Origin of the sequence: Neobittarella massiliensis (ex Bilen et al. 2018), from assembly GCF_014269355.1 — a bacterium.
In the GTDB taxonomy this organism is placed as follows: domain Bacteria; phylum Bacillota; class Clostridia; order Oscillospirales; family Ruminococcaceae; genus Neobittarella; species Neobittarella massiliensis.
Genome location: NZ_JACOGI010000001.1, coordinates 1,121,113 through 1,139,466, shown reverse-complemented (window position 1 = coordinate 1,139,466; position 18,354 = coordinate 1,121,113). Strand labels below are relative to the sequence as shown.

General features: G+C 59.9%; 16 protein-coding genes and 3 tRNA genes. 17 read left to right on the top strand and 2 right to left on the bottom strand.

Annotated features, from left to right (window positions below):
• Positions 1-48 precede the first annotated feature (48 nt).
• The 15 genes from tig to H8K20_RS05220 all read left to right on the top strand — a co-directional run bounded on the left by tig (position 49) and on the right by H8K20_RS05220 (position 14,248).
• A complete protein-coding gene (gene tig, locus H8K20_RS05290; protein WP_154865435.1) occupies positions 49-1,437 on the top strand; it encodes a trigger factor in 1,389 nt (462 codons plus the stop codon).
• A gap of 273 nt (positions 1,438-1,710) precedes the next feature.
• On the top strand, positions 1,711-2,295 hold the full coding sequence (gene clpP, locus H8K20_RS05285) for an ATP-dependent Clp endopeptidase proteolytic subunit ClpP (RefSeq protein ID WP_105204056.1): 585 nt from the start codon (positions 1,711-1,713) through the stop codon (positions 2,293-2,295).
• Positions 2,296-2,308: 13 nt separating this feature from the next.
• Positions 2,309-3,613: an ATP-dependent Clp protease ATP-binding subunit ClpX gene (gene clpX, locus H8K20_RS05280; protein ID WP_105204054.1), complete on the top strand. Its 1,305-nt coding sequence runs from the start codon at positions 2,309-2,311 to the stop codon at positions 3,611-3,613.
• A gap of 479 nt (positions 3,614-4,092) precedes the next feature.
• On the top strand, positions 4,093-6,516 hold the full coding sequence (lon, locus tag H8K20_RS05275) for an endopeptidase La (protein ID WP_207721461.1): 2,424 nt from the start codon (positions 4,093-4,095) through the stop codon (positions 6,514-6,516).
• A 94-nt stretch (positions 6,517-6,610) separates the two neighbouring features.
• Positions 6,611-7,204, top strand: a complete 594-nt coding sequence (gene yihA / locus H8K20_RS05270) for a ribosome biogenesis GTP-binding protein YihA/YsxC (protein ID WP_105204052.1) — start codon at positions 6,611-6,613, stop codon at positions 7,202-7,204.
• A 57-nt stretch (positions 7,205-7,261) separates the two neighbouring features.
• Positions 7,262-8,563, top strand: coding sequence for a diaminopimelate decarboxylase (gene lysA / locus H8K20_RS05265; protein WP_105204050.1), 1,302 nt, complete (start codon positions 7,262-7,264; stop codon positions 8,561-8,563).
• Between the two features lie 175 nt (positions 8,564-8,738).
• Positions 8,739-9,038 carry a YerC/YecD family TrpR-related protein gene (locus H8K20_RS05260; protein WP_105204048.1) on the top strand — a complete coding sequence of 100 codons (300 nt, stop codon included), beginning with the start codon at positions 8,739-8,741 and terminating at the stop codon, positions 9,036-9,038.
• Positions 9,039-9,048: 10 nt separating this feature from the next.
• Complete coding sequence (locus H8K20_RS05255; protein ID WP_186487690.1) at positions 9,049-9,795, top strand: class I SAM-dependent methyltransferase; 747 nt, start codon at positions 9,049-9,051, stop codon at positions 9,793-9,795.
• 2 nt (positions 9,796-9,797) lie between these two features.
• Positions 9,798-10,673, top strand: a complete 876-nt coding sequence (hslO, locus tag H8K20_RS05250; RefSeq protein ID WP_186487689.1) for an Hsp33 family molecular chaperone HslO — start codon at positions 9,798-9,800, stop codon at positions 10,671-10,673.
• A 77-nt stretch (positions 10,674-10,750) separates the two neighbouring features.
• Positions 10,751-10,827 (top strand) — tRNA-Asp (locus H8K20_RS05245).
• Between the two features lie 5 nt (positions 10,828-10,832).
• Positions 10,833-10,908, top strand: a tRNA-Phe gene (locus H8K20_RS05240).
• A gap of 4 nt (positions 10,909-10,912) precedes the next feature.
• Positions 10,913-10,988, top strand: a tRNA-Gly gene (locus H8K20_RS05235).
• 153 nt (positions 10,989-11,141) lie between these two features.
• Positions 11,142-11,690: a methylated-DNA--[protein]-cysteine S-methyltransferase gene (locus H8K20_RS14190; RefSeq protein WP_186487688.1), complete on the top strand. Its 549-nt coding sequence runs from the start codon at positions 11,142-11,144 to the stop codon at positions 11,688-11,690.
• A 196-nt stretch (positions 11,691-11,886) separates the two neighbouring features.
• A complete protein-coding gene (locus H8K20_RS05225) occupies positions 11,887-12,231 on the top strand; it encodes a VOC family protein (RefSeq protein ID WP_186487687.1) in 345 nt (114 codons plus the stop codon).
• A 10-nt stretch (positions 12,232-12,241) separates the two neighbouring features.
• Positions 12,242-14,248, top strand: a complete 2,007-nt coding sequence (locus tag H8K20_RS05220) for a fructose-1,6-bisphosphatase (protein WP_186487686.1) — start codon at positions 12,242-12,244, stop codon at positions 14,246-14,248.
• A gap of 55 nt (positions 14,249-14,303) precedes the next feature.
• Here H8K20_RS05220 and H8K20_RS05215 read toward each other — a convergent pair whose 3' ends face one another.
• Positions 14,304-14,774, bottom strand: coding sequence for a VanZ family protein (locus H8K20_RS05215; protein ID WP_186487685.1), 471 nt, complete (start codon positions 14,772-14,774; stop codon positions 14,304-14,306).
• A gap of 183 nt (positions 14,775-14,957) precedes the next feature.
• Here H8K20_RS05215 and H8K20_RS05210 point away from each other — a divergent pair, with 183 nt between their 5' ends.
• Positions 14,958-15,509: a TIGR01440 family protein gene (locus H8K20_RS05210; RefSeq protein WP_105204034.1), complete on the top strand. Its 552-nt coding sequence runs from the start codon at positions 14,958-14,960 to the stop codon at positions 15,507-15,509.
• Positions 15,510-15,633: 124 nt separating this feature from the next.
• Here the strand turns inward: H8K20_RS05210 and H8K20_RS05205 are convergent, their stop codons facing one another.
• A complete protein-coding gene (locus H8K20_RS05205) occupies positions 15,634-15,804 on the bottom strand; it encodes a hypothetical protein (RefSeq protein ID WP_164998134.1) in 171 nt (56 codons plus the stop codon).
• 166 nt (positions 15,805-15,970) lie between these two features.
• On the opposite strand from H8K20_RS05205, the gene H8K20_RS05200 reads away from it, so the two are divergent.
• The gene (locus H8K20_RS05200; RefSeq protein ID WP_186487684.1) at positions 15,971-18,346 is read left to right on the top strand and encodes a helicase C-terminal domain-containing protein; all 2,376 of its coding nucleotides are present in this window, start codon (positions 15,971-15,973) and stop codon (positions 18,344-18,346) included.
• Positions 18,347-18,354: the final 8 nt, after the last annotated feature.

Below are 18,354 nucleotides of genomic sequence, written 5' to 3'. Positions count from 1 at the left end.
GATATAATCAGAAAGATCATTGTGTAATGTACAGGAGGAAGTAAAACTATGAGCCTTAACAGTTCTAACCAGGTCGAGACCAATAAATATGAGTTGGAGATCTCGGTAGCCGCCGACGTGTTCGGCGCCGCAGTAGACAAGGCCTACCGCAAAAACGCGAAAAAGATCAGCGTCCCCGGTTTCCGCAAAGGGAAAGCCCCCCGCTCCATCGTCGAGAAGATGTACGGCGAGGGCCTGTTCTTCGACGACGCCATCAACGACGTGATGCCCGAGGCCTATATGGAAGCTGTGAAGGAAGCCGACTTAGAGCCGGTCAGCGCCCCCGAGGTCGACGTGGTGTCGGCCAGCAAGCAAGATGGGCTCGTGTTCAAAGCCGTCCTGTTCGTAAAGCCCCAGGTCAACGTGACCGACTATAAAGGCATAAAAGCCACCAAGACCGTCAACACTGCTACTGCCGCCCAGGTCAAGTCCGAGCTGGAGCGCATGCAGGAGAGAAACGCCCGCATCATCACCGTCGACGACCGCGCCGCCGCCGACGGCGACACCGCCGTCATCGATTTCGAGGGCTTTGTCGACGGCACTGCTTTTGCCGGCGGCAAAGGCGAGGGCCACGAGCTGGTGCTGGGTTCGGGTCAGTTCATCCCCGGTTTTGAGGAGCAGGTCGTCGGCCACAACACCGGCGACGAGTTCGATGTGAACGTCACTTTCCCCGCCGAGTACCACGCCGAAGAGCTGGCTGGCAAAGAGGCCGTGTTCAAAGTCAAACTGCACGAGATCAAGGCCAAAGAGCTGCCGGAACTCGACGATGAGTTCGCCAAAGACGTCAGCGAGTTCGACACCCTCGACGAGCTGAAAAAAGACGTGAAGAAAAAACTGCAGGAGTCGCTTGACAAAGCCAGCGAGACCGAGGTAGAGAACGCGCTGGTCGAGGCCGTCATCGAGCATTTAGAGGGTGAGATCCCCGACTGCATGTTCGAAAACCGCATCGACGAGATGGTCCGCGACTTCGAGTATCGCCTGCAGGCTCAGGGCATGAACCTGGATATGTACCTCAAATACACCGGCATGGAGCTGGCCTCCTTCAGAAAGACCTTTAGAGAGCAGGCCCAGAAACAGGTGAAGATCCGTCTGGCCCTCGAGAAGATCGTCGAGCTCGAGAACATCCAGGTCGACGACGAGACCGTCGAGGCCGAGTACAAGAAGATGGCCGAGCAGTACGGCATGGAAGCCGACAAGGTCAAAGAGCTCATCTCCGCCGACAGCGTGAAAGAGGATCTGGCTGTAAATAAGGCCATTGATTTCATCCGCGAGAACGCCGAGATCGAGGAGAAGAAAGCTGCCGCCAAGAAAAAGGCGCCGGCCAAAAAACCGGCGGCAAAAAAGGCTGCCAAAAAAGACGAAGAGCCCAAAGCCGACGAGACCTCCGAGGAGGCCTAAGCCTGGCGCGGCCAACATATATCGTACATCGTATATAGTACAGCGGGCCAAACAAAGCGACAGTTGCGCTACCGGCGGTTCGCTATGGCGAGTTGCTCGTACATAGACTAAGCGGCAGCGCAGGGGTACCCCTGCCTGCCCTTTGTTTATCTGGGGGGACAAAGCCCGCATTTTTACGACAAAATAGGCGCCTGTCCTGTGGCAGGATATGGGGTGTGCAAAAAACAGTTTGCGGCACACGCCGCGAGATCACGGCAGAAATGGAGTGTTATCATGAGTTTAGTACCAATGGTAGTAGAACAGACCAGCAGGGGCGAGCGCTCCTACGACATTTTTTCCCGCCTCTTAAACGACCGCATCATCATGCTGTCCGACGAGGTCAACGACGCCACCGCCAGCCTGGTGGTCGCCCAGCTGCTGTACTTAGAGGGGCAGGACCCCGATAAGGATATCGCCTTTTACATCAACAGCCCCGGCGGTTCCATCACCGCCGGCATGGCCATCTACGACACCATGCAGTATGTCAAGTGCGACGTGTCCACCATCTGTGTGGGCATGGCCGCCTCTATGGGCGCGTTCCTGCTCTCCAGCGGCGCCAAGGGCAAGCGCTTTGCCCTGCCCAACGCCGAGATCATGATCCACCAGCCCTCGGGCGGCTCTCAGGGTCAGGCCACCGATATCCAGATCCAGGCCGAGCGCATCCTGCGCATGAAAAAACACTTAAACGAGATCCTGGCCGCCAACACCGGCAAAGACCTGGCCACCATCCAGGCCGATACCGAGCGCGACCACTTCCTGTCTGCCGAAGAGGCAGTGGCTTACGGCCTGGTAGACAAGGTTCTGACAAGGCAAAAATAAGGACAGGTGAACTATGCCAAATAACGACAATCCCAACACGCTGTACTGCTCGTTCTGCGGCAAATCCGCAAACGAGGTCAGCAAGCTCATCACCGGGCCGGGCGTGTATATCTGTGACGAATGTGTATCGCTCTGCCAGTCGTTTTTAGATGAGGAGGAGTATGCGCCCGCCAGCAGCACAGGCAGTCTGGAGGACATCAACATCCTCACCCCCAAACAGATCAAAGAGACGCTCGACGCCTATGTAGTGGGTCAGGACGACGCCAAAAAAACTCTCTCGGTGGCGGTGTATAACCACTACAAGCGCCTGCTCTCCCAGAGCGACGACAGCGATGTAGAGCTGCAAAAATCCAATATCCTGCTGCTGGGCCCCACCGGCGTGGGCAAAACGCTGCTGGCGCAAACGCTGGCCCGCATCCTCAATGTGCCGTTTGCCATCGCCGACGCTACCACCCTCACCGAGGCCGGCTATGTGGGCGAAGACGTAGAGAACATCCTGCTCAAGCTCATCCAGGCCGCCGACTTCGACGTGCACCGGGCCGAGCACGGCATCATCTACTTAGACGAGCTCGACAAGATCACCCGCAAGTCTGAAAACCCCTCCATCACCCGCGATGTCAGCGGTGAAGGGGTGCAGCAGGCGCTGCTCAAGATGGTCGAGGGAACGGTGGCCAACGTGCCGCCCCAGGGCGGCCGCAAGCATCCCCAGCAGGAGTTTATCCAGATCGACACCTCCAACATCCTCTTTATCTGCGGCGGCGCTTTCGAGGGCATCGACAAGATCATCGAGAAACGGGTGGCCTCTTCGGCCATCGGTTTCGGCGCCAACGTCATGAGCAAAAAAGAGCTGCGCGAGAAAAATCTGCTGGCCGAAGTGGTGCCGCACGACCTGGTCAAGTTCGGCATCATCCCCGAGCTGGTGGGCCGTCTGCCGGTCATCACCTCGCTGCAGGAGCTGGATGAGGACGCGCTTATCCGCATCCTCACCGAGCCCAAAAACTCCATCGTCAAACAGTATCAGCGGCTGCTCTATCTCGACGGGGTCGAGCTGCAGTTCACCGTTGGGGCGCTGCGGGCCATCGCCCAAAAGAGCATCGAGCGCAAGACCGGCGCCCGCGGCCTGCGCTCCATTATGGAGGACCTGCTCACCGATATCATGTTCGAGATCCCCTCCCAGGATACGGTGGTCAAAGTGCTGGTCAACAAAGACTGCGTGCTGGGTAAAGCTACCCCGGTACTGACGCTGGACGAGAAGAAAAAGCCGCCCCGCTTTGCCAGCACCGTGGGCACTTCAGCCATCAAGCCGGTCCGCAGCTGACCCGGCGCAAAGCCCGTCTCCCGCAGATTTCACATCGCCGCCCGCGCGCCCGAAAATAGTGCGGTCAGCGGTGTCACGGCGGTATCGCCGCCCCTGGGCAGGGCAGTGGCACACAGATAAACAGCTAAACAGCGCTCGGCATTTTGGCCCGGGCGCTCGGTATAAACAGCACCGAGGCGTGACAGTGTTTTCGCGCCCCGGTGCTGTTTTTATCTGTTGCCGGCAGTGACGGCGCAGCGGCGGCAGGAGAACATATTTTTGTGATAGCCTACTAAAATAGTCGGTTTTGCTTGAAAAAAGGGTCGGCTGCCGGTATAATGTTAACTTGAATAGGCATCTGCTGCCCTGAGCAGCTCCGCCGCCGCACCCGATTTATCGCCGTCTCGTTTGCAGCGGTTGCGGCGGTCGGGATACCTGACGCAGTGACGAGAGTTTTCCGTTTTTTTAGGATTAAAGATAGATTTACGAGAGGTGACATTTTGAGCGATTTTCATTTATTCGACGGGCAGGAGAGCATACCGGCGCTGGCTCTGCGTGGCCTGGTGCTGTTTCCCGGCGATGTGATGCACTTTGACGTGGGGCGCGAGATCTCGGTCCACGCCGTGGAGTACGCGCTGGAAAACGGCTGTAACCTGTATGTGGTGGCCCAAAAAGATATCCGGGTCGATGATCCGGTGGCCGACGATCTGTATGCTATCGGCACCGTGGCCAAGGTCAAGCAGATCTTAAAAATGCCTGGCGACGGCATCAAAGTGCTGGCCAAAGGTCTCTATCGGGCCAAAACGATCGAGATGCATACCGGCGGCGACATGCTCACCGCCGTCACCGAGCGCATCGATCTGCCGCTGCCCCGCCGCACCACCGACAGTCTGCTGGCCAAAATGCGCACAGTCAAGCAGCTGTTCGAGACCTATTCGCTCTCGGGCAACAAGCAGGCACCCAAAGATATCCTGCTGGGCGTGCTGGCCGAGCAGGAGCCGGCCCGGCTGGTGGAGTTCGTCTGCGCCAATACGGTGCTCCCCTACGAAGTCAAACAGGAGATATTGGAGCAGCCCACCGTCATCAAACAGCTCGACCGGCTGATGGTGGCGCTGGAGCGCGAGATCAACGTGCTGCAGATCGAGCGCGAGATCTACGACAAGGTGAAGGTGCAGCTCGAGCAGAACCAGCGCGACTTCGTGCTGCGCGAGCAGATGCGCATCATCCAGAGCGAGCTGGGGGAGGACGACGACACCGCCGACGAGCTCGACGAGATGGAGGCCAAGATCCTCTCGCTGCAGGTCCCGCAAGACACCACCGACCATTTGATGAAGAACCTGCACCGCCTCTCTAAAATGCCCCCCAGCTCGCAGGAGGCCAATTTGTTGCAGACCTATCTCGAGACTTGCCTCGAGCTTCCCTGGAACACCTACACCAAGCAAAACTACTCCATTTCCAGCGCCAAGCGCATTTTAGAGCGCGATCACTACGGACTGCAAAAGGTCAAAGAGCGCATCCTGGAGTTCATCGCCGTATCCAAAATAGCGCCCAGTTCCACCGGTCAGATCCTCTGCTTGGTAGGCCCTCCGGGCGTGGGCAAGACCTCCATCGCCAAAAGCGTGGCCGAGGCGATGGGTCGCAATTACGTGCGCATCTCGTTGGGCGGCGTAAAGGACGAGGCCGAGATCCGCGGCCACCGCAAGACCTATATCGGAGCCATGCCCGGCCGCATCATCCGCGCCATGGCCGATGCCGGCAGCCAAAACCCGCTCATCCTCCTCGACGAGGTAGATAAGCTGGGCGGCGACTACAAGGGAGATCCCTCCTCGGCGCTGCTGGAAGTGCTCGATAAGGCCCAGAACTCCACCTTCCGCGACCACTATATCGAGGTGGAGTACGACCTGTCCAACGTGCTGTTCATCACCTCCGCCAACGACGCCTCGCAGATACCCGGCCCGCTCTACGACCGCATGGAGATCATCGAGCTCGACGGCTATACCGATGTCGAGAAATTTAACATCGCCAAGCGCCACCTGGTGCCCAAACAGCTGGCCGCCCACGGGCTCACCGCCGCGCAGCTGCGCTTTTCCAAAGACGCCATCTTCGAGATGATCGACGGCTACACCCGCGAGGCCGGTGTGCGCAGCCTGGAGCGCCAGATCGCTTCCTGCTGCCGCAAAGCGGCCAAAGCCATCGTCTCGGGCGAGAGCGAAAAGATCTCGCTGACGGCCAAAAATCTGGCCCATACGCTGGGCCGCCGCAAATTCGAAAAAGACGACGACCGGCACGAGAACCGGGTGGGTCAGGTCACCGGTTTGGCCTGGACTTCGGTGGGCGGCGACACCCTGCCCATCGAGGTCATCGTGCTCGAGGGCAGCGGGAAAACACAGTTTACCGGCAAATTGGGCGAAGTGATGCAGGAGTCGGCCCAGCTGGCGGTGAGCTATGTGCGCTCCATCGCCGATATCTACGAGATACCCGGCAATTTCTACAAGACCAAAGACATCCACATCCACGCCCCCGAGGGCGCCGTGCCCAAAGACGGCCCCTCCGCCGGCGTCACCATGACTACCGCTCTGGTCTCGGCTCTGACCGAGCTGCCGGTGCGCGGCGACGTCGCCATGACCGGCGAGATCACCCTGCACGGCGACGTGCTGCCCATCGGCGGCCTCAAAGAAAAGAGTATGGCCGCCTACAAAAACGGCTATACCACGGTGCTCATCCCCCAAAAAAACCTGCCCGATCTAGAGGATGTAGACCAGGAGGTCAAAGACCATCTGCAATTCATCCCGGTACAAAAACTGTCCGAGGTGCTGCAGCTGGCGCTTGTGCGCCCCACAAAAAAAGAGGCCCGGCACCAGGATCTGCCGGCGGTGCCCCAACAGCAGCCGCCGCGCGAAAAAGGCCGTCGGGTGCGGGTGTGATCTATCGGGTCAAACGGCGCCAAACAAGGGCAAAACAGGCTGTTTTTACAGTTTGTTCACATTTATCTTGCCGGTGACCGGCAGGGGAGATATCATGAATTTTCAGCAGATCGAATTTTATACCTCTTTTGGCGTGTCCAGCCAGCTGCCCGGCGAGAGCACGCCCGAGATCGTGTTCTCCGGCCGCTCCAACGTGGGCAAATCCTCACTGCTCAACAAGATCGCGGGGCGCAAAAACCTGGCGAGGGTCTCGTCTATGCCGGGCAAAACAGCTACCATCAACTTCTATACCGCCGCCCCGGGCTACTTTGTAGACCTGCCGGGTTACGGCTACGCCAAGGTGGCCAAAACTGAAAAGCAGCGCTGGGCCCAGCTGATGGAGCACTATTTCCACTCCCAGCGCGACATCCGCCTGGTGATCCAGCTGGTGGATATGCGCCACCCCCCTTCGGCGGATGACCTGAATATGATCAATTTCCTCATCGACGGCGGCTACCCGTTCCTCATCGCCCTGACCAAGAGCGACAAGCTCACCAAAAACCAGCAGGCGAAGCGGTTGGAAGAACTGGCCGGCGAGATACCCTGCGGCGACCAGGTCACGCTGGTGCCGACCTCGGCCCAGACCGGTGTCGGCATCGAGACGCTGCGCGAGATCATCGAGGATGTGTTCATCGACGCTGAGGAATAGACTGCCGGCTGCTGCCGCATGTTCACTCACGACGCCCCAGAGGGAGGAATATACACCATGTACATAGCTAAAAATCTCAACACCAACGAACTGGGCCACCTGACCATCGGCGGCATCGACAGCCTACAGCTGGCCGAGCAGTACGGCACCCCCCTGTACGTGATGGACGAGGACCTGCTGCGCGAGAACTGCCGGGCCTTCAAGGGTTCTATCGACAAGTACTACGGCGGCCGGGGGCTGGTCACTTACGCCAGCAAGGCTTTCTGCTGCAAAGCGGTGTGTAAGATCGCCGCGCAGGAGGGGCTGGGGCTGGATGTGGTCTCGGCCGGCGAGTTGTACACGGCGCTGCAGGCCGGCTTTCCCATGCAGCGGGTGTTTTTCCACGGCAACAACAAGACCCCGGTAGAGCTGCGCCAGGCGCTGGAGAACGGCGTGGGCTACATCGTAGTCGACAATCTAGATGAGCTGCGGCTGCTGGGCACGATGGCCCAGGCAGCGGGCAAGGTACAGGATATCCTGTTTCGCATCAAGCCCGGCATCGACGCCCACACTCACGACTTCATCCGCACCGGCCAGATCGATTCCAAGTTTGGCCTGGCGCTGGAAAACGGTGAGGCCGAAGAGGCGGTGCGCGAGGCGCTGGCTATGCCCGGGGTACGGCTGGTGGGTCTGCACTGCCACATCGGCTCCCAGATCTTCGATATCGCCCCCTTCGAGCTGGCCGCCCAGGTAATGCTCGACTTCATTGCCAAGATCGGCAGCGAACTGGGCGCCGAGATCGAGATACTGGATCTCGGCGGCGGCTTTGGCATCCAGTACACCAGCGCCGACCACCCCTCCAGCTACGACGAGTACATGCGGCGGGTGTCGTCCGTCATCGCCGCGCGCTGTGCGCAGCTGGGGATCGATACGCCGTTCGTGGTCATCGAGCCCGGCCGCAGCATCGCCGGCCCGGCGGGCATCACGCTGTACACTGTGGGCTCGGTCAAGCACATCGAAGGGGTGCGTACCTATGTCTCGGTCGACGGCGGCATGACCGATAACCCCCGTTATGCCCTGTATCAGGCCAGCTACGATGTGCTGGCCGCAGGCAAAGCCGCCCAGCCCCGCACCGAGACGGTAACGGTGGCCGGCAAGTGCTGCGAGAGCGGAGACCTCATTCAGGAAAACACCCAGATACAGCCGGTCCAGCCCGGCGATGTCTTGGCGGTGCTGGCCACCGGCGCCTATAACTACTCTATGGCATCCAACTACAACCGCATCCCGCGCCCGGCGGTGGTGTTCGTAAAAGACGGCCAGAGCCGGGTGGCCGTGCGGCGCGAGTCGCTGGAGGACCTGCTGCAAAACGATCTGGACTGAGCGGCAGCGCCCCGACAAATTTTGTGAAAAGGCTTTACTTTCACGGTTTAAGGTGTTAAACTTTAAATATGTGAACTGCCTGTATGGCGGCAGGGGACTGCCGGGCATGGCCCGGCGGCCCCCTGTGTGCTGTACCGGCCTTTTCTAAAGAAGAAAATTGGGGAGGTAGCGGGTTTTGAACAGCAACTTATCCAGAGATACTTTCGAGGACCTGTTTACGGCCATCGTGTCCATCGACAACATCGACGACTGCTACGACTTTTTCGACGACCTGTGCACGATCCAGGAGCTCAAGGCCATCGCGCAGCGCTTTCACGTAGCCAGAATGCTGCGGGCCAAAAAGGTCTATTCCGAGATCGTCAAAGAGACAGGTGCCTCTACGGCCACCATCAGCCGGGTCAACCGCTCGCTGCTCTACGGCTGCGGCGGGTACGACAAACTGCTCGACCGCGAGCAGGAGAACGCACAGGATTAGGGCTTTTAAAATGAGTTATTACGGCAATTTTGCCGCCTTTTACGACGCCTTTACCGACGATGTCGACCGGGCGTCCATGGCGGCTTTCATCGCAGAAAAACTCAAACAAAACGGTATCTCAGGCGGGATACTGCTGGATGCAGGCTGCGGAACAGGCGGCCTGTCTGTTTTGTGCGCCCAAATGGGCTTCGATGTCATCGGCACCGATATCTCGCCCGAGATGCTGCAAAAGGCCCGTGAGCGCGCCCAGCAGGCCGGGGTGCAGCTGCTCCTTTTGAACCAGCCGCTGGAGGAGCTCGACCTCTACGGCACCGTGCGCGCCGCGATCTGCACCCTCGATACGGTCAATCACCTCACCGGCGAGCAGTCGCTGCGGCAGGCTTTTGCCCGTATCGGCCTGTTTTTAGAGCCCGGCGGCGTCTTTTTGTTCGACTGCAACACCTACTATAAGCACAGCCAGGTGCTGGGCGACAACGCCTATATCTACGATCTGGGCGACACCTACTGCGGCTGGCAGAACACCTTTTACCCCGAGGACAACACCACCGATGTAGACCTCACTTTTTTCGACCGCCAGGGCGGGTCGTTTGCCCGCTATGACGAGTCGTTCACCCAGTACTACTTCACCCCCCAGCAGCTCGAGAGCGCTCTGGCCGCCGCCGGTATGCGCGTCTTGCAGGTGTGTGGCGGGTACCGCGACCAGCCGCTGCAAAAAGACAGCCAGCGGGCCGTATATATTGCCAGTAAGGAGAGATGACGATGGGCAGGATCTTGCGTGCCATCAGCGAAAATGGGGGCGTGGTCATCACCGCCGCCGACACCACCGATATCGCCGCCAGGGCCGAGCAGATACATAAGACCTCGGCGGTAGTCACTGCGGCCTTGGGCCGCCTGCTCACCGCCGCCTCAATGATGGGCTGCTCTTTAAAGGGGGAGGAGTCCAGCCTCACGCTGCGCCTCAAAGGCGACGGCCCGGCTGGCTCGGTGATTGCCGTGTCCGACGACCGGGGCAGCGTGCGCGGCTATGTGCAAAACCCGGTGGTAGAGCTGCCGCTCAACCGCTACGGCAAGCTGGATGTAGGCGGTGCCGTGGGCCAAAACGGCCTGCTGCACGTCATCAAAGACGTGGGCATGAAAGACCCCTACGTGGGCAGTGTGCCGCTGGTGTCCGGCGAGGTGGCCGAGGATATCACCGCCTACTTTGCCGCCAGCGAGCAGATACCCACCGTCTGCGCGCTGGGGGTGCTGGTCAATCCCAATCTCACCGTCAAGGTAGCCGGCGGCTTTTTGGTACAGCTGTTGCCCGGCGCCACCGAGGACGAGATCTCCCGCCTGGAGGAGAATATCAAAGGCCTGCCCTCCATGACCAACATGTTAGACAGCGGCCTCGCGCTCGAACAGATCATCGACCGCGTGCTGGCTGGGTTTGCCCCCAATATCCTGGACGAGTTCCCAGTCGATTACCGCTGTAACTGCAGCCGCTCGCGGGTGGAGCAGATGCTCATCAGCCTGGGCCGCGACGAGCTGGCAGATATGGCCGCCAAAGGTGAAGATACCGAGGTGGCCTGTCACTTCTGCGACAAGAAATATCGATTTACCGCAAAAGAAATCGAAAAACTGCAAAAACAGTGTTGACAAGCAAAAACGAGTATTGTATAATAACATTCGTCGCTGGGAAGAACGCAGTCGCGGGGCGCCCAGGGCGAAGATGTGGCCCGATAGTTCAGTTGGTTAGAACGCTAGCCTGTCACGCTAGAGGTCGAGGGTTCGAGCCCCTTTCGGGTCGCCAATTACGCCTCTGTAGCTCAGTCGGTAGAGCAGAGGACTGAAAATCCTCGTGTCGATGGTTCGATTCCGTCCGGAGGCACCAGGATGCGGGTTTAGCTCATCTGGTAGAGCGCCACCTTGCCAAGGTGGAGGTAGCGAGTTCGAGCCTCGTAACCCGCTCCAGGTAAAAGCACGGTGCAGTTTTGCACCGTGCTTTTTTCATGTCAAAAGGCGGCCCGCCAAAGTCCGCTCAAATTCAGCTGATGCCACTGTCTGCGCCGTCCCAAGCGGCACGCGGTATTTTGCAGCGCTTTAAAGAGGGGAGAGAAAGTCATCGTGTACATCTATCGATACCGCAGCGTCGCCGGTCCGCTGTGGTTTTTAGAAAAAGACGGGGCCATCTGCGGGCTCTATCTGCGTCCCAATACCTGCTTTAACGGCGCTCAGCCGGCCTGTACGCCGCTGATACAGCAGGCGGTAGAGCAGGTGGCCGATTATCTGGCCGGCCGCCGTTACAACTTTTCGGTCCCCATCCTGTTAGAGGGCACCCACTTTCAAAAAAAGGTCTGGCAAACGGTGGCAGCCATCCCCTACGGCAGGCGGTATACCTATGCGCAGGTGGCCCAGATGATCGGCAGTAGGTCGCCCCGGGCGGTGGGCGCGGCCAACGGCCAAAATCCCGTCTCGCTCATCGTTCCCTGCCACCGGCTGGTGGGCACAGCCGGCGATCTGCGCGGCTACGCCGGTGGTTTACCCATGAAACAGGCTCTTTTGGATATGGAGCAGGCGGTACTGCACGGCGGCTCCTGGGGTGGATTTGATGCCGTCTGTCGCCAGCGCTGGGACCAGCTGACAGCAGTGGAGCAGGAGTGGTTGCAAAAGTGAAAACGCGGAATTTCGCACCGCTTGGACCCTGTATACAAGCTGAGTTTTATAATGGCAACGCCACGGTCGTCCACTGCTGCTAGCTGCTGCCAACTGCCGTTCATACTACCGGGCAATCTGTGGTATACTGGGTAAAGATGACTGCCCGGCCGCTGAAATACTCAGTCGCCGGTTTTACAAAGGGAGGCTATATACCGTGGAGTACCGAGTAGATCATATCGGGATCAACGCCGGCAGCAGCCAAAAGGCAGAGCAGATGGCCGGCGTGTTCAAGACTCTGTTTGGCTTTGCGCCGTGCCGGCTGCCCGTCTCGCATTTTGCCGGCGACCAGATCGAGATCATGCACCAAGACGGCCGCGGTCAAAACGGCCATATCGGCATCGCCGTGGCCGATATTTCGGCAGCCATGGCCGAGCTGACCGCCAAAGGGGTAACTTTTGACCTGTCTAACGCCCGCTACGGCGAGAGCGGACGGCTCTATCTGGTTTACACAGACCTGGATATCGGCGGTTTTGCCGTCCACCTGATCGAAAAGAAATAGGAGAGCACCCATGCCCAAAAAGCCCTATGTGTTCACATCCGCTCAGCTGCGATATTTAGAGCTGCTGGCGCGCAGTTATCCCACCATACAGTCGGTCTGCACCCAGATCATCGATCTGCAGGCGGTGCAGAACCTGCCAAAGGCGACCGAGCATTTTATGAGCGACCTGCACGGCGAGTACGAGGCCTTTTATCACATCCTCAACAACTGCTCCGGCGTGATCAGAGAAAAGGTGCAGCTGCTCTTTGGCGATACGCTCAGCAAAGAACAGTGCAGCGAGCTGTGCACGCTCATCTACTACCCCCGCGAAAAGCTCAAGCGGGTCAAGCGCGAGCAGCCGGATATGGATGACTGGTACCGCCAGACCTTCGCCCAGCTCATCGCGCTGTGCAAGCTGCTCTCCTCCAAATACACCCGGCAAAAGGTGCGGCAGGCCCTGCCGCCCGAGTACAGCTATATTATCGACGAGCTGCTGCACGCCCAGCCCGACGAGGACGACAACCAGCTGTACTACCATCAAAAGATCGTCGATACCATCATCAGCATCGACAACGCCGAGCCTTTCGTCTGCGCCATGGCTGCGCTCATCAAACAGCTGGCGGTCGACTGCCTGCACATCGTGGGCGACATCTACGATCGCGGTCCCCGCGCCGACAGCATCATGGACATGCTCATGGAGCACCACAACGTAGATATCGAGTGGGGCAATCACGATATCCTTTGGATGGGCGCCGCCTGTGGCAGCGAGGCCTGTATCGCCACCGCCGTGCGCAACAGCTTGGCCTACGGCAATCTCAGCACGCTGGAAAACGGTTACGGCATCAGTCTGCGCCCGCTCACCCTATTTGCCGCCCGCACCTATCAAAACGCGCCCAGCGCCGAAAGAGCCGCCCACCGGGCCATCACCGTCATGCTCTTAAAATTAGAGGGTCAGGTGATCCTGCGCAACCCCGACTTTGCCATGTCCGACCGGCTGCTGCTCGATAAAATAGATGCACAGCGGCAAACGGTAGCGCTCTCCGGTCGGCGCTACACACTCAAAGATCCCGATTTTCCCACTGTAGACCCGGCCGATCCCTATGCGCTGTCGCCCGAAGAGACTCAGGTGCTCGCCGAGCTGAAAGCCGCCTTTAAAGAGAGCCGCCAGCTGCACCGGCATGTGCAGTTTTTGTACGCCCGCGGGGCCATGTACCGCTGCTACAACCACAACCTGCTCTATCACGGCTGCGTGCTGCTCGATGAGGGCGGCCAGCTGCTCACCGTGCAGATGGGCGGCAGATCGCTGCGGGGCAAGGCGTATATGGACTATGCCGACAGCATGGCCAGAAAGGCCTATTTCGGCCACCTGCACGGCTCTAAAAAAGTCTTTGCCCGCGACTTTATGTGGTACCTGTGGTGCGGCCGGTACTCGCCGCTCTTCGGCCGCGAAAAGATGACCACCTTCGAGCGCATGTACATCGCCGACGAAAATACCTGGGAGGAGCGCAAAAACCCCTATTATACCTTCTACAACAGCGAAAAGACCTGCAAGATGATCCTGCAGGAGTTTGGTCTGCGCGGCAGCCACAGCCACATCATCAACGGCCATGTGCCGGTGCGGGCCCAAAGGGGAGAGAGCCCCATCAAGGGCGGCGGGCGGCTCATCGTCATCGACGGCGGCTTCTGCCGGGCCTATCAGCCCACCACCGGCATCGCCGGCTACACGCTCATCTATAACTCGCACGGCATGCGCATCATGTCCCATCAGCCTTTTGCCGACACCGAGCGCGCCATCGACGAGAACGAGGACATCCTCTCCCGCTCCCAGGTGTTCGAGACCGAGGTCGCCCGCCTCATGGTGCAGGACACCGATAAGGGCAGCCGGGTCAGCGATCAGCTGTACGATCTGTCACTGCTGCTCACCGCCTACCGGCAGGGGGATCTCATCCCCAAGCTGCCGGCCTCCCAGGCCGGCCGAATGCCCGGCGGTTACGAGGAAGATGAGCCGAATACGAGCGCACCGGGCCCCGTATCGTAAAAAAGAGCCGGACCGGGTGGCTTCCCGCCACCGCAGTCCGGCTCTTTATCATGTGTCATGTCCTGCTATTTGGCTTTTTGTCGCGGCGCCGGTACGCGGTGCGGCACAGCAAACACAGCAGAATACCGGCCAGCACGCCGGCAAAATCCAGCAGCACATCGCTCACCTGTCCGCTGCGCCCGGGCACAAAAAGCTGGATCGTCTCATCGCACAGCGCCCCGGCCAGCCCGCAAAAAAATATGGTGAACAGGTGGGGCCACAGGCGCCTGGTATACTGCCCCAGCGTCACCGTCAGCAGCAGCCCATACAGCGCATACTCGGCAAAATGGGCGCTCTTTCGCACCAGGTGGTCGGTCACCGCCAGCGGGATCGACCAGTTCTCCAGCAGCCGGTTGATATGGGCCACCACACCCAAACTGCGCTGTCCCGATACCTGCGCCGTCTGCAGCGAATTACAAAAGATAAACAGCAGATAACCGGCAGTCAGCACCGTCCAAAACAGCTGTCGCTTTCTCTGTGCGGTCACAGTACCACATCCCGTCTTACATAGTCTTTTGGCAGCCCTGCCGCCAACGCCTATCATACGCAAATACGGGCGGTTTTGCAACCGCTCGCCCCTTTCGCCACTCGGTCCAGCGTGGTATACTGTTAAAAAAGCCGGTTTCTTACCGGCGCTTACAGATGATCTTTATCCTACGAGGTGATCGGCATGTATCAAGAAATCACACAGCAGGCCCTGCACGCGGTCAGCCAGCTCTTACAGGTGGCTAAGCTGCAGCCCGGCCAAATACTGGTGGTGGGCTGTTCCTCCAGCGAGGTGGCGGGCCAGCAGATCGGCTCCCACTCCAGCACCGATATCGCCCAGGCCATTTTCAGCGGCCTCTACCCAACGCTAAAAGAAAACGGCATCTATCTGGCGGCCCAGTGCTGTGAGCATCTCAACCGCGCGCTCATCGTCGAGCGCGCCGCCGCCGAGGCTTATGGTCTGCCGCAGGTAAACGCCGTGCCCCAGCCCAAGGCCGGCGGCTCCTTTGCCACCGCCGCCTATAAAGCTTTTGCCGACCCGGTAGCCGTAGAGCGGATACAGGCCCACGCGGGCATAGATATCGGCGACACGCTTATCGGCATGCATCTGCGGCCGGTAGCTGTGCCGGTGCGGCTCTCTGTGCGGCAGATCGGCCGGGCCAATCTGGTCTGCGCCCGCACCCGGCTCAAGTTCGTAGGCGGCAGCCGCGCCCAGTACGACCCCGCGCTGCTCTAAACTGCCATTCCCAATAAAAACAAACAGGCGCCCCGCCCCAGGCTGTTCTAGCCGGGCCGTGGGCGCCTGTCGGCCAAGTCTCTGTGTGGCGGCCAAAAAGGGGAGAACAGAAAAAGAGCACGGTCTATGAGCCGCGCTGGTAGCTGCTGCAGCCGGCGGTGGGCCGCTGGTCGTCGGCGGGTATCTCTGCTGCCCGGGCGCCGGTCGGCGCCAGAGCAAAAGAGAGCCAGTACAGCATACCCAGCACCAGGATCGATAGAATAAACCAGGTCAGCATCCGCTTTTCCGCCCGCATCCGTACCGCACCTCCCGCCACCTGTGATGAGATCGAGTATAGTGGCCGATGCTGAACAGCGGGTGTCGAGTATTTGAGCGGCAGGTGAAAAGTCCGTTAAATTTTTGTGTCGCCCTATATGGGCGCACACAACACTACAGCACTACCGATAGAGGGGGGAACTGCCGTGCCAGCACTGCGCCAGATCAAATTGCCGGTCAAAAAGCTGGTGGCCATGACCGCGCAGTGCGGCAGTATCGACAGCCGCTATACCGGCCCCGACCGGGCGGCCGAGGGGTCGCGCATCCACCGCCGCTTACAGCGGCAAGCCGGCGATGACTATCAGGCCGAGGTGGCGCTGCGCATCGACGCCTCCCACGGCGGGTTTCTGTTCACCGTCGAGGGCCGTGCTGACGGTATATTCGAGCAAGACGGCCAGTTTACAGTGGACGAGATCAAGACCACCGCGGTCAGCTTTGAGCTGCTGCACGAGGATTTTGATCCCATGCACTGGGCGCAGGCCATGTGCTACGCCCATATCTACTGCCGGAAAAACGAGTTGCCGGGCATGGGGGTACAGCTCACCTACTACCAGATCGACACCCGGCAGGTCCGCCGCTTTCAGCGCACCTACACCGCCCTGCAGCTGGAGGAGTACTTTGTCGGCCTGCTCGAAAAATACCGGGTCTGGGCCCAATTTCAGCTCGACTGGTCGGCGCTGCGCGATCAATCTATCCGCGATCTGTCTTTTCCCTTTGCCAATTACCGGCCCGGGCAGCGGCAGCTGGCCGTGGCGGTGTACCGCACGGTACAGGCCGGCAGTCGCCTGTACTGCCAGGCCCCCACCGGCATCGGCAAAACGGCCTCCACGCTGTTTCCCGCCTTTAAGTCGCTGGGGGAGGGACTATGCGAGAAGATCTTTTATCTCACCGCCAAAAATACCACCGCCGGGGCCGCCTTACAAGCTGTTGAGCACATGGCCGCCGGCGGCCTGCGGGCCAAAACGGTGGCGCTCACCGCCAAAGACAAGATCTGCTTTTTAGAGGAGCGCCACTGCGACCCCGACCACTGCCCCTATGCCGACGGTCACTACGACCGCGCCGGCGACGCGCTGTACCAGCTGCTCCAGCAGCACGACCACATCACCCGCCAGGTGCTGGAAGATGCCGCCCGCCAAAACCGGGTGTGCCCCTTCGAGCTGGGGCTCGACTGCTCTCTCTGGTGCGACTGCATCATAGGCGACTACAACTACCTGTTCGATCCCACTGTAGCTCTCAAGCGCTTTTTTGCCGACGATGGCGGCCCCTATGTCTTTTTGATCGACGAGGCCCACAACCTGCCCGACCGCGCGCGGGAGATGTACTCCGCCCGCCTGCGCAAATCCGATCTGCTGCAGCTGCGCCGTCAGCTGGGCAAAGAGCAGCGGCAGCTGTTTCGCGCACTGGGTAAAGTCAATACAGCGCTGGTGGCACGGCGCAAGCAGTGCCAGGAGCAGGGGGGAGGTTACACCCAAAAAAGGCAGGATGAGGAGCTCATATCTCTTTTGCAGGGCTGCTCGGCGTCCTGTGCCCAGTGGCTCGAGGAGCACCGCGGCCACGCGCTCGAGCAGCCGGTACTCGAGCAGTACTTCGCCATCGAGGACTACCTGCGCACCGCCTCACTGTTCGACGAGCGCTACATCCTGCTGGTGCGCGCCTTCGGCAGTGAAGTGGTGGTACAGCAGCTGTGTCTCGATCCCGCCCACTTATTGCAGCAGGCCATGAAAAAGGGGCGGGCGGCGGTGCTCTTTTCGGCCACTTTCTCACCGCTCAGCTTTTACGCCCAGGTGCTGGGCGCCGATGAGCAATCCAAAAAATACCAGCTGCCATCGCCGTTTCCCCGCAAAAATCTGTGTCTGCTGGTAAACGGGGCCCTCAGTACCCGCTACCAGCATCGCCAACAGAGCGCCCCGGCCGTGGCCGACTGTATCGCCGCCGTGGCCGAGGGCCGGCCGGGGCATTATATGGCCTATTTCCCCTCCTACAGCTATCTGCAGCAGGTCAGCAACCTGTTTGGCGCCCAGTACCCCCATATCCCGCAGCTGTGCCAGCAGCCGGGCATGGATGAGGAGGCCCGAACAGCGTTCTTGCGGCGCTTCGACAGCGGCGGCGACACGCTGGTCGGTTTTTGTGTGCTGGGGGGCGTGTTCGGGGAGGGGATCGACCTGGTGGGCGATCGGCTCATCGGCACTGTGATCGTGGGGGTGGGCCTGCCCCAGCTGAGCACGGAGCTCGACGCCATGCGCGACTACTACGATCAAAAAAACCGTCAGGGCTTCGCTTTTGCCTATCAGTTTCCGGGCATGAACAAGGTGCTGCAAGCCGCCGGTCGGGTCATTCGCGACGAGCGCGACCGCGGAGTGGTGCTGCTCATCGACGACCGCTTTTTGTCGCCCCGTTACCAGATGCTCTTTCCGGCCCACTGGCAGGGTTTTGCCCGCACCGATTCAGTAGAGGCCATATCCGGCGCCGTACAGGCTTTTTGGCAGCAGCCGGCTGTCGGCGGCAACCAGAGCGGTGGGTGACGGCGGCA

What these genes read in the sequence shown, in the direction of transcription:
- tig (WP_154865435.1), top strand. Translation starts at nt 49, where the DNA reads ATGAGCCTTAACAGTTCTAACCAGGTCGAGACCAATAAATATGAGTTG.
- clpP (WP_105204056.1), top strand. Translation starts at nt 1,711, where the DNA reads ATGAGTTTAGTACCAATGGTAGTAGAACAGACCAGCAGGGGCGAGCGC.
- clpX (WP_105204054.1), top strand. Translation starts at nt 2,309, where the DNA reads ATGCCAAATAACGACAATCCCAACACGCTGTACTGCTCGTTCTGCGGC.
- yihA (WP_105204052.1), top strand. Translation starts at nt 6,611, where the DNA reads ATGAATTTTCAGCAGATCGAATTTTATACCTCTTTTGGCGTGTCCAGC.
- lysA (WP_105204050.1), top strand. Translation starts at nt 7,262, where the DNA reads ATGTACATAGCTAAAAATCTCAACACCAACGAACTGGGCCACCTGACC.
- H8K20_RS05255 (WP_186487690.1), top strand. Translation starts at nt 9,049, where the DNA reads ATGAGTTATTACGGCAATTTTGCCGCCTTTTACGACGCCTTTACCGAC.
- hslO (WP_186487689.1), top strand. Translation starts at nt 9,798, where the DNA reads ATGGGCAGGATCTTGCGTGCCATCAGCGAAAATGGGGGCGTGGTCATC.
- H8K20_RS05220 (WP_186487686.1), top strand. Translation starts at nt 12,242, where the DNA reads ATGCCCAAAAAGCCCTATGTGTTCACATCCGCTCAGCTGCGATATTTA.
- H8K20_RS05210 (WP_105204034.1), top strand. Translation starts at nt 14,958, where the DNA reads ATGTATCAAGAAATCACACAGCAGGCCCTGCACGCGGTCAGCCAGCTC.
- H8K20_RS05205 (WP_164998134.1), bottom strand. Translation starts at nt 15,804, where the DNA reads ATGCGGGCGGAAAAGCGGATGCTGACCTGGTTTATTCTATCGATCCTG.